Below are 12,044 nucleotides of genomic sequence, written 5' to 3' on the forward strand. Positions count from 1 at the left end.
TCTATTTTAAATTAATTCCTTGTAAATATTCTTTTTGTTTTTGTCTTTTAGACCACAAAACGGGTGCTAATAATATATGGAAAATCAACACAATGGGTGAAATGATCCAAATTGCTGCCATCAAATATACCTTAAAGAATTTTATCAGCAATGGGCGTTTTTCTTTTTTCTTCATAATCAGATTACTCCATATGGTAAAGATTTTGTTGCCTACTTTCTCAACTCTTACTAAGAATGGTCTGATCTCGACCGCTCCGTTTTTTACCAAATCAGGTTGAAGATTCGCAAAGTCATTATTTTCAAAGTGATTTTCGATGATTTTTCCATATTTTCCGGCACCGTTTATTTCTTCGTCTGAAACTCCCGCCGCTGGAAGCATTCCTGACTTTTCTTTTTGTCCGGTTGTCAGCCAACGGAGAATCGTCAAAACACTGGTGTAATTATCATGTCTGTCTACCAAAGCAATGTTTCCCACTAATTTGGCGTTCATATTTTTTAAATAAACTTTCAGTTTTTCCTGAGAAAGCATCCACATATTTCGGGTTCCGGAAACGGTAACGACAGGAGTATTTTTTAATAAACCTTCTGCATAACCGCTTTTCAGAAAAGAAATGATAGGAATTGATGGGGTAAGATACCAAACCTGATATCCGAAAAGGATGAGGTCATACTTTTTGTTCAGTACGTTTTCCGGCGGAGGAACGATCTCGCTGGGAATCTGTAAATAAGATTCCGGGAAAGTATTGAAAAATACATCACTCTGCCATGGAAAAGGGAAATTTTCCTTTAGCTGAATGTTGTAATAAGTTACAATATATTCGTCTTTTTTATCCTCAAACGGCTGAGCAATATTTTTCATAATATCCTCCAGCTGACCCGTCTGTGTATAATAGAGAACAAGTACGTTTTTCTGCATTAATATTCTTTATGGATTACAAAAATATGCTTTTAAAATTTATTATTCGTGTCCGAATACTCTTATTGATTCAGAAGTGAACACTAAGTTAAATGCCGGATTTTCAAAAACGATATTTTCTGCATTCACAAAAATAATAGTTTTTGGAAGTTGAGTGATTTCATTTACATTAAATCTGGCATCCGAAACCAAAAGAACATCAATGTCTTTGGTGATTTCGGAAATATTTTTGATGTAATTAATTTTTCTTGTTTTAACGACATAATTGTTTTCTGCAATCTGTCTTTTTTCTTCATCTTTAATTAAACTGAAAACTCTTCTTCCGGCTTGCTGAAGCGTTAGCAAAATATCTTTTTGACCAAAATCATCGGCGATATGCAAAATGTTTGCATCTTTTGGGATGTGTTTGTTCAGTTCAAAATAAACGGATTTATTTTTCTCAAAATCCTGTTTGACTTCTTTTACGACTTCGGTTTCTTTGTAGAGATAGGTTAAGAATAATTTCTTTTTAAAATAATTTTCGTCCTCAATTTCATTTCTCAGTTTGGCAAATTCATTTCTGAAATAAGCATTGATGTTCTTGGCTCTTTCTTTGTAAACCATTCCGAATGAGAGATCATCTTTTTTGATTCTTTCTCCTACTTTTACGATAATATCACCGTCGTAGATGATGAAATCACCTTTTGGTAAAACTTCAGAATTTCCGTGAATGTAGAGCGGTAAAATATCCAAGCCAAATTCTTCAGCAAGATAAAAAGCACCTTTGTGAAAACGTTTCACATCATTCGTATAAGATCTTTCCGCTTCGGGGAAAACAACCAAAGAATAACCCTCATTGATTTTTTCCTTCAATTTTTCCTTCCCGTTTTCGATGCCTTGAGAAACAGGATAAAATCCTAAAGCTTTCACCAGTTTTCCAAATACAGGAGAATCATAAACCCAGTCATTGACAAGATAAACGATTTTATGAGTTGCCATTGCAATCGCCAAAGTGTCTAAAAACGAAGTGTGATTGGCAATGATGATCGCTGGGTTGCTGAAATCTTCATTCGGGTTTGTGATGACTTTTTTCTTCACAAAAGGCGTAAGATGTAAAACAGATTTTAAGAATAAAGCAATTGCTTTTTTAATAGTATTTAAGGTTTTTCCTTTGGCTTTTCTTATAAAGAAATGTCCGAAAAAGGAGAAGAAAATTCCACCCAGACCATAATAAATAAATGACAGAACGGAACGCGCAAACAATCTCAAAGTTATTGGTGAAAGTCCTTTTTTTGTTCTATTGATGATTAAAAACCTAAACCAGAACGGGTACAAAGTCGAAGTGATAATGATAACAGAAAGCATTCCGATCAAAGCAACCAAAGCTAATGAATGTAAAGCCGGATGTTTTGCAAAGATTAAAGAACCGATGGAAAGAATCGTGGTGAAAACTGCTAAAATTATTGAAATTCTATACGTTGGAAGTTCATTTTTCCCTGTTGTGTGTTCTTTCTGCATCGCTTTCGTCAGGAAAATACTGAAATCATCTCCAACCCCGAAAACCAAAGTGCAGACAACGGTGCTGAAAATATTTAATTCTAAACCTAAAAAGTAAAGAATTCCTGCTGTTACAACTCCCGTTAATACAATCGGAAACATTGTGAGAAGGGTGAGCTCAAAATTTCTGAAGAAAATAATGATCGTGAGAAGAATTGCCAATAACGAATAATTGATCAACGTATTAAAATCTCTTTTCAGCAAACCTAAAAAGTTCTCGTTCAGCTGCTGACGGTCGATAGCAATCGCATCGTGCTTCTTTTCTACATCTTTTATGAAGACATCTCTTTTCTTTTCGTCTACTTTCACAACATTCGAAACGGTATAAAAACCATTTTCCTGACTGAGAAATTCCGAGATCTGAAGAGCTTTTATTTTTTCGTAATCTTTTAAACTTAAAGTAGAGTAATTTTTATTTAAATTTTCACTGAACTGATCAAAAGCTGAAGAATTAAAGCCAAATTTATTTCCATTACTGACCAGTTCAGATATCGCTTGATTCTTTTTATTTTGATTCCAGAAATTTTTCCAGATTTCTACTTTTTTCTGCTGATCGTTTTTAGATAAAACTACATTTCCAAGTGAATTATAACTTAAAATTTTACCTTCTTTTTTTTCTTTCTCCAAAAATCGGCTCAGATTTGAATTTCTCGCCAAAGCTTCTTCCTCAGAATTCCCATAAGAAATAGTATAAATTGATTTTGAAGTAATGTCTGACAGCTTTTCCAGCTTAGCCTCGCTTATTTTTAAATCTTTCGGAATATAATTCAAATCGCCGATATCTTCATTGAAGCCAACGTGCCTGAAACCAAATAAGCACGCAATAATCACAATTGAACAACCGATAATCAAAGGTTTATTTTTCTCATAAGGATAATGGCCGATTTTATCAATGAAATTGGTGTTTACTTTACCCGATTTTTCTTTCGGATGATACAATTGCGGAACAATAATCAATGCTAAAACTGAGGAAAAAAGAACTGTAATAGAAGCAAAAAGTCCCAGATCTTTCAAAGCTTCAGAACGTACAAAAACCAAACATAAAAATGAAACAGCTGTTGTCGCACTGCTCAAAATAATTGGTTGGGTAATTTCCTTGTAAAGCTCTTCAATGTTGTTGTTATGCTTGTAATGCGTGAGAATGTGGAGCGCATAATCAATCGTGATTCCGATCAAAATGGCACCAACGCTTAGTGAAATGGCTGAAATTTTATCTTTAATAAAATACAAAACCAGCAACGCTAACAAAACTGAAAACACAGTCGGAAGAAAAACAATGATTGGCGTGAAAAAGTTTTTAAAATAATACATCAACAAGATCAAAAGAACTGTCATTGAAATAATAACCGTATTCTGAATATCTTTCTTGATTTGTTGTGCGTTGGCAACGGCAATTACAGGCGAGCCAAAATAGCTGAGTTCCGTTTTTCCTTTAAATTCTTTGTTGAGGTTGTCTTTGATTTCGTTCAATTGATTGACAAAAACCTCATTGTTTTTAGTGTCGTTGCTTTTATTTTTTGGTTCAATGAAAAGCAGAAGGTTTTTCCCGTCTTTGGTAACGATGTAATTGTCTTCGAGTTTAAAATCTTTGCTGATGTTTAAAGCGTTCAGTTTTTTGATGCCTAAAAAAGTGATTCCAAGAGGATCTTTTTTAATGAATTCTTTCGTTACCAAACTCGTTGGCGAAACCAAAGAAACATAATTATTCTCAACCTGTTTTGCAATGCTGTCTTTGGCGAGTTTTCTTTCAATTTCCTTATAATCGTTTTCATCTAAAAACAAAGGTAAATTCTGATTGACGAAATCAAACGTTTCGGAAATTTCATTATCATTCACTTTCCCCTGAATTGAACCGATGTATTTTTGTAAAGGTTTTGTTTTCTCTAAAAATTGGTCAGCGGTTTCTGATAACTGAAAATTGTCATCTTTTGATTTCTTTTCGATAATGATAATAATTTTATCTGAAAAGTTAAGTTGTTTCAGAACTTTCGCTGTAAGATCGGATTTTTCGTTTTTTGGAATGATCTGATTGATATCTTCTTCAAAATTAATTTTAGAAGCGAAGAATAGGCACAGCAGGGCAACTCCCAAAGCAGTTGCAATAGAAATGATTTTGTTTTTGGTGATCAGATAATATAAAAAGATGAAAAGACGATGCATGAGTTTCTCAAATCAGGTTTGCAAATTTAAATTTTTAAGCATTAGTTTTAAAACATTTCTGATAAGTTTTCGCTGAAAATCAATAAAATATTCCATTTAAAATGAAAAATTCTTTTACTTTTGCAAAAGTTTCCCTTAGCTGACCAATATATTTTTAAACACAAAATTATTCTTAATCGGGAAATAGCTTGGTATGTTGAGAACATTTGATGAAAAATTAAACGGATTCCTGTTTGTAGTAATATTTCCATTTCTGCTTTTCTTCATGTCTTATTATGGCTTCGAATCTTCGTATGTAGAATTGAAATCGATGGAGAAGGCTCCGGATTTTATGTTTTCTTCGGTTTATGCCTATCGGGTAATTCCTAATTTTCTGATGATTCATACTACTGAAGCTCTCGATTACTTTATTAATCATAATTTTTCATCGCTCAGGAAAATCCTTCTAAAAAACGGAACCTCTTTTTATCACAGTATTTTTCTTATCAACAGTTTCTTTTTTGTTCTTTCATCGGTAGTTTTAAATGCAATTTTAAAAATGAATCCGATTAAAATACTTCTAAATTCAAATGTCAAAAAGATTGTGCATCTTTTAGCGATATTTTTTATTGTAATTGTTCAGTATGTACCGACCAATTGTGATTTGATCGCAGTTTTCTTTTATTTGTTGGGGATTTGGTTTTCGTTACGATATTATCATCAAAGCAAAATTTCTGATTTTGTTTTTTTGTGTCTCACGGTTTTTGTGTCTACATTTGTTAGAGAAACAGCATGTCTCAATATTGCTTTTTTTGCAGCGATTTTCATAGATTTTGAAAGATTCAAAGCGGGAGTTTTTAAATCAGCAAAAGAAATTATTTTGCTGGTTTTGTCTTTTATTTTGCCATATATTGGTCTAAAGATGATTATTCCGCAAGATGCTTCGTTTTTTGAGGGTATTTATCTTGCCAAAAATTTCACCAGTCCATTTAATCTTGCGGGATTGCTTTTTGGTGTCGTTGGTTTTTATTTTATTTTTGGTCTTTGTGGTGATGCAGGAAAATTAATTCTTAAAAAATATCTTTTCTTCTCCATACCTTATCTTGGAATGATTACTTTAGTTGGTCTTTTTTGGGAGACCAGACTTTTTTTACCACTGCTTCTTTCGGGATTGATTGTGGCTTTTCATCGGTTTAAAAATATTCATACTGCTTAAATGAGTTTATTACATCCATATTATATAATTGCAATTATTTTCATGCTGCTCTTTAGCTTCCAAGAAGTATTTGGCAGAAAAGTTGATAAAAAATGGCTTTGGTTCTTGGGTGGTTATCTTGTTGTATTAGCAGGGTTGAGAGATCATGTAGGGCCAGATTACGGCAGTTATGTAGGGATTTATATTTACTCTGATACCAAAGATTATGTAAGTATAATTCTCAAAGCATTTTTTTTGGAAGGACCCCGACCCGTAGAGCTGGAGTGGCTTTTTGTTTTGATTAACAAAATTTTGATTAATGTATTTGAGGCGCCGTTCTATGTTTTGACATTGGTGATTGCTATTATTACGATTTTCCTTAAAATAGAGTATGTTGATGATAATACATTTTACCCTTTCACTTTTATTCTTTTTATGTTTATTCCGGGGTTTTTTATTGGTGAAAGCGGGCAGATTCGGCAATGTTTAGGTTCTTTTATTGTTTACTATGGCATCAGATTCATCAAACAAGAGAAATTGATTTTATATTTACTATGTGTTTATTTAGGTGCCGGTATTCATAACGTTTGTTATATTTTCTTACCCATGTACTGGGTAGCGCGTGTTCCGTTAAATAAAGTATGGATGCTTATCTTGATTATTGCATCTATATTTGCCTCACCGTTTGAGGTGTACAGGTTTTTTGGTGGTTTCTTAGATAATATTGCCGGAGATAATGTTCTGGTTGAGGGTTTTAACGGTTATATTGATGAAACTACACAGCGTCTGAACGGCGGTATTGGGATACCTGAAGGGATGATGGCTGTTCTTACGTTCTTTCTTTTCACTTTTGACACCCAGATGAAAAAAAAGTTTCCTTATTATGAGTATCATCGGAATTTTGCTGTGATTGGAATTTGTTTCTATTTCATATTCAGAAACAATCCTATCTTTTCTTCAAGATTGGCGGGCGCATTTATTGGTTTTTCTTATATTATCATTCCAAATACTATGTATGTTGTTTCGGACAATACAAAGAAATTGATCTATACAATTATCATTTCGCTTGTACTTTTTAACTTTATAGTTTTTGCGAGTTTTAAAAACATTATTGGTGGTAGATTTACAATTGATCTATATAAAAATCATATTTTACCTTAATATTTCCATCATTTTCTAACTTATTTTTACATACCACATTGTGGTGATTTGTTTTGCGCTAAATTTTCTTGATATTAAGAAAAATTCACTTAATATTATGTTAAATTCATTAATATTATTGTACTTTTATCGAGGATTGATAAAATGAATTTATTATCAATATGTTAATACATTTAATTATTTGATAATATAATTATTTTATATTTTGATAATATTTAAAACAAATTGATTATTGTTTGTTTTGGTTCAAAATTGGGACAATGTTTGATTAAGTACAATTTTAAGTATGAAAAGTAAAATGATTAAGAATCTAATAGCAATGTTTTGCTTAGTTTCTTTAAATGTGTATTCTAACAGTAAGTTAGAAAGAGAGAGAGATTTTATTACTGCTGAAAATGTAGTACGAGACTTCATAAAAAAGGATACTTTAGTCAGGATCTCCGGAGATGCAAATGATTCCAAACTCGACCAATCACGAGTTGCGCTTGCTCCCGACTGGACAAAAGCACCCAATAGTTATATTTTTGATCCTACGCAAAATGTTGAAGGATTATATATTCCTGTGAAGAAGGCATATGAAATGTGGCGAAGCTATAAATATTTGGCAAGTGCAGGAGCAATTAAAGGTAAAGTAACCGCAGATGTTCTTTGGGAAGATGTTCCCGGTCTTATCAAATCCGGCACCAATTACAGCCTGGAAGTTATTGATTCCGGCGAAAACGGAAAAATAAAAGTCATGATCAACAAAGCCAAAAAAGGCAATGCTGTTGTGGCTTTCAGGCTAAATGGTGAGATTTTCTGGTCATGGCATATTTGGGTGACAGATGATCCTACCAACGGATCGACGTATAAAAGTTTTACCGGTGTTAAAAGAGAAAGAAAAAACGGAATAATAGAAAATATTCCCGATGCAGATTGGAAATGGATGGATAGAAATTTAGGCGCCATTACCAATACCAATACAAGCGGAGAATGGAACAGAAGCGGCGGATTGCTTTATCAATGGGGAAGAAAAGATCCTATTCCGCCATTGGTTTTGAAGGGTAATGATTTTTATGAGGTTTCCGGCTCGATCGGAAGAGTGAGACACCGAGGTGCAAAAAATTTCACCAATGCAATCAATTTTGATGTACTCAGAAAATTTGTATTGCTTTCTAATGCGACTTTAGATAATAATCTTCAGCTTTCTGTAAAAAATCCTCTGAGTTTAATTTATGTGAATAAGGATGATAATTCAGGTCCGGCTTATTATAATAATAACACAAATCTTATGGTCAACTGGTTTGGAAGATCTGCAAGCTTAGTTGACAGTAAGTTACCAGAGCTGAATTTATGGTCAGATAATTCCAGAGGAAAGGTTATCAATGGATATAATAATGATGTAAATGCTGCACCGTATCGTGATAAATCTCCTTTTGATCCATGCCCGAACGGATGGAGAGTTCCATCAATGCTTGTTGCAAATCTGGCATCGGGTGCTTATGTAGATGATATAAGAATTGATTATTCGCCATTTGGTGTGAGAACTAATTTGGGTAAAAGTGCTTTTGAATCAAATGGCTATCACATTATAAAGCCTAATGATACTAATGTTCCTGCTTTTATGGCTGGTTTTAAACTGTATCCAAATGTTGGCTTTGATATGTCAAATGTTGGTGGAAATAATATGGGAGTTTTTCCGGGTACAGGACAATTAGCGATAAATGCTCAGGGAGGACAATATACTGATCAGCATCACGTAGGCTTATGGACGGCAACATTAACCCGTTTTTTTGATACAACTCCTGCAGTTAGCGCGAGAGCATTGTTTATGGTACCGGATAAATACCAAAACGACACTCCGGATGCTGCAAACCCTGCTGTAAAAGGGAGATATTGGTATATGCCTACATCAGGTGCTAAAACGTCGGATGCAAACGGATGCAGATGCATTAAAGATCCTTTGTATCTTGTTAACGGATATGATTTTCCGACACAATATTTAAATGCAAATAAAGAATATGTTGAAGGTTTAAATAATCCTAATACCTATCAAGTTGTAAAAGCTGCATCAGCATCTACTTTAGAGATTCCTGTGGCGAAAGCTTTCTCTGTTCAAAGTCAGCTTTTAAATAATCCGGAAATTCTAAACCCTGCAAATTTCAGTAATCTTAAAGCAAATGTTCTATGGACGACAAATACGGGCTTAATTAATACAGTTACAGTTACAAACCCTTCTCCGGGATCGGTTTCAGGTCTTATTAATTCTAAAATTGTAATTTCATTAAATCCAAATCAAAGCGGAAATGCAGTTGTGACTTTACATAATGGGAGTATTTCAAATCCTGTATATTGGTCATGGCATATCTGGGTTACGGATACAGCAGTTGGCTCTTATAATTATACAACAGAAACACCAAATGCAACTGCTGCAAATTATGTCAATTACGTACCACGGGGAGATGTTTTAAAAACAGAGTTTATGGACAGAAATCTAGGTGCTACCGATGCGTTTCCTGTGATTACAAATCCTCTTACGCCAACTGTTGCTGAGTACGAGAAAATCAGAGCTTCTACAGGTTTGCAATATCAGTGGGGAAGAAAAGATCCTATACCATCATTTCAGTTTGCTGATAATCGTTCGCCGTACAATGTATTTTTAGGAAATGCAAATGCAAATGGAGCGGTCGCATACACAACACTTACTCCTGCAGTGTATAATAATTTATCAGGATCTTACATTGTTCCTTATGATACCTATACGAATAGTTCTAATGCGAATATATTACCAACAGATAAAACTTCGGATAAAGTAGCTAAAGTATTGTCTTATTCAGTTAAAAATCCTTTAGTTTATATGATTCCGAGTACACTTGCTCCTTTCAACAGTGTGGTTCCTAATTATACGAACGGTACAGACTGGTTATTGAATGAACCGAACGTTGCCGCAGACAGGTGGGGAAGAGGTGGAGAAAAATCTCCGTTTGACCCTTGTCCGGAAGGTTGGAGGATTCCGGATCTTACGGGAGTGGCTATTATTGCCAATCTTGATTACGGAATTTCACCTTGGTATAAAAAAGATAAAAAAGCAGCAACAAGTTATAACGTTATTAATGATTATTTGGGAGTAAGGGTTCAAAATACCACAGCTTCTACAATAGGTTATACTTTTAATGATGCAGGCTATTTGGTAGGTAATTATCCTAATTCCGGTTCGCGTGGCTTTAGAAGTGTGATGGGCAATCAAACTGCACAGGGAACTTTTGATGTAAATAATTTTCAATATCCGGGTATTTGGACGGCTGCTTTAAATTCAAACTATATAGGCAGACCGATCAATCTACTTTTCAATGCGTCTTCAAACGGTATGATTGCCTTCCATGATAACAATGACCCGTATTTTGGAATGAATTGCCGTTGTGTGAAAGTTAAATATGACCAAAACGGAAACGAAGTCGGTCCTATTCCTGCAATTTCGGTAACGGCGGGCGCATCTGTAAAAGCCTCAAATATTTTCACAGAAAAAGAGATTTCGCAGATTGCAAAAGAAAACAAAATCACACTTTTCCCAAATCCGGTGAAAGATGTATTGTATATTAAAGCAACAGATGTGAAAGATTATTACTATCAAATCTATAATGCTTCCGGTCAGCTTGTGAAATCAGGGAAGTTTGAAAACACCCAGACAGATGTTTCTTCACTTGCTCAGGGAATTTATTTGGTAAGAATCAATAATTCTAATACGGTGGTAAAGATTTTGAAAAAATAAAACTACAAAAGAATTTTCTCGAATTCTTACATTAAAAAGAAACAAAATAGTGCTTAGCTCTTTGTAAATTCATATTTTTGATTCCTTAAAAACAATAGATTTGCAAAGTATTTTAAGAGCTGTTTTGCTTCTTTTTTTATGGAAAGTAAATCCGAAAACATATGATGAAACGAGAGAAAATTTTATCCTTTTTTAATATTAAAATTTTTATTTATGTCATAATTGTCGCAACAGCCCTGTTTGCGCTGGTTTTTACTTATCTGCATAATGCAAAATCAGACGGATATATCTTGGGTGACTGGCTCATCAATTATCAGGACGGAGGTTTCAAAAGAAGAGGGCTTTCCGGAAGTTTTTTCTTCTTTTTACAGGATGTTTCAGGTATCAGACTGAATTTATTAGTCTATTTTTTTCAGGTCATTATTATTTCAGGTTTTTTTTATTTCTATTTCAAATTGATACAGTATAAAGAGGCAACTTTTCTTTATCTCTCACTTTTATTATCTTCCATAGGTTTTGTAGGGATTTTCAATTGTGTAGATTATGTAGGTAAGAAAGAGTTTATAGTTTTTTTTCTGTTCGCTTATTTTGCATATCATTTAAATAAAAATTCCCTTTCAAAATCGAAAGAATATCTTGTTTGTACAGGGCTTTTTATTGCCATGTTCTTTCATGAGATTACTTTGTTTTTCATTCCTTATTTTCTGATTGCATTATATTTAAAAGCCGGAAAATTTGAATTAAAAACGTATTTAAAATACCTCATAGCTGTTTTTGTCCCTGCTGCTTTCATTACACTTTTAGGTAATAATATCAATGAAGGGCAATCTTTACAAATTCTTCAGAACAGGGGAGTGGTTTTGACTAAAGGTATTTTCTTTTGGGATATCAATGAAAGGCAATACATGATAGAACATTTTAAAGAATACAGATTGTATTTCATAAGTTTTACACTATCAGTCATTCATCTAAGGTTTTATTTAAAATATCAAACTGACCGAAAGATGATATCTATTTTATTAATAAGTGCTTTTATCTTCTCTTTGCCATTGTTTTATCTGGCAATTGATTGGGGAAGATGGATGTATATTCACATGATATTCATTATAGTGCTTTTCGCAATGCATCTGAAGGATAGCGTTAATTCAACCAAATCAGAAATATTAAAAATAAATCGAAAATTCTACATTACATTATTTATCATTATTTTGTCCTTGATATATCGCGTTGAAATGTCAGGAAGAGGCTTTACTTTTGAAGGTTTTTTCTACAGAATCTTCATTGCACCCCTCGAATTATTGCATAAAATGATCTGATGAAAAATCTATATAATAAAAAAGCTTTACTTT

General features: G+C 33.4%; 6 protein-coding genes. 4 read left to right on the forward strand and 2 right to left on the reverse strand.

What is annotated here, in order from left to right:
* Position 1 precedes the first annotated feature (1 nt).
* Both K0R77_RS15130 and K0R77_RS15135 read right to left on the reverse strand, forming a co-directional pair.
* Positions 2–916 (reverse strand): dialkylrecorsinol condensing enzyme DarA, encoded by a 915-nt coding sequence (locus tag K0R77_RS15130; RefSeq protein WP_300354142.1) that lies wholly within the window; start codon positions 914–916, stop codon positions 2–4.
* Positions 917–958: 42 nt separating this feature from the next.
* A complete protein-coding gene (locus K0R77_RS15135; RefSeq protein ID WP_300354145.1) occupies positions 959–4,612 on the reverse strand; it encodes an MMPL family transporter in 3,654 nt (1,217 codons plus the stop codon).
* A gap of 193 nt (positions 4,613–4,805) precedes the next feature.
* On the opposite strand from K0R77_RS15135, the gene K0R77_RS15140 reads away from it, so the two are divergent.
* The 4 genes from K0R77_RS15140 (at position 4,806) to K0R77_RS15155 (ending at position 12,011) form a co-directional block, all read left to right on the forward strand.
* Positions 4,806–5,807, forward strand: a complete 1,002-nt coding sequence (locus K0R77_RS15140) for a hypothetical protein (protein WP_300354148.1) — start codon at positions 4,806–4,808, stop codon at positions 5,805–5,807.
* Entirely contained in the window at positions 5,808–6,947 is a 1,140-nt protein-coding gene (locus K0R77_RS15145; RefSeq protein ID WP_300354150.1) for an EpsG family protein, read from the forward strand.
* A gap of 298 nt (positions 6,948–7,245) precedes the next feature.
* Positions 7,246–10,695: a T9SS type A sorting domain-containing protein gene (locus tag K0R77_RS15150; RefSeq protein ID WP_300354153.1), complete on the forward strand. Its 3,450-nt coding sequence runs from the start codon at positions 7,246–7,248 to the stop codon at positions 10,693–10,695.
* Between the two features lie 161 nt (positions 10,696–10,856).
* Positions 10,857–12,011 (forward strand): hypothetical protein, encoded by a 1,155-nt coding sequence (locus tag K0R77_RS15155; protein ID WP_300354156.1) that lies wholly within the window; start codon positions 10,857–10,859, stop codon positions 12,009–12,011.
* Positions 12,012–12,044 lie beyond the last annotated feature (33 nt).

Origin of the sequence: Chryseobacterium sp., from assembly GCF_029240215.1 — a bacterium.
Lineage (GTDB): Bacteria > Bacteroidota > Bacteroidia > Flavobacteriales > Weeksellaceae > Chryseobacterium.

Excerpts from the sequence above, each read along its gene's own strand:
- K0R77_RS15140 (WP_300354148.1), top strand. The coding sequence starts at position 4,806 with ATGTTGAGAACATTTGATGAAAAATTAAACGGATTCCTGTTTGTAGTA.
- K0R77_RS15135 (WP_300354145.1), bottom strand. The coding sequence starts at position 4,612 with ATGCATCGTCTTTTCATCTTTTTATATTATCTGATCACCAAAAACAAA.
- K0R77_RS15155 (WP_300354156.1), top strand. The coding sequence starts at position 10,857 with ATGATGAAACGAGAGAAAATTTTATCCTTTTTTAATATTAAAATTTTT.
- K0R77_RS15150 (WP_300354153.1), top strand. The coding sequence starts at position 7,246 with ATGATTAAGAATCTAATAGCAATGTTTTGCTTAGTTTCTTTAAATGTG.
- K0R77_RS15130 (WP_300354142.1), bottom strand. The coding sequence starts at position 916 with ATGCAGAAAAACGTACTTGTTCTCTATTATACACAGACGGGTCAGCTG.
- K0R77_RS15145 (WP_300354150.1), top strand. The coding sequence starts at position 5,808 with ATGAGTTTATTACATCCATATTATATAATTGCAATTATTTTCATGCTG.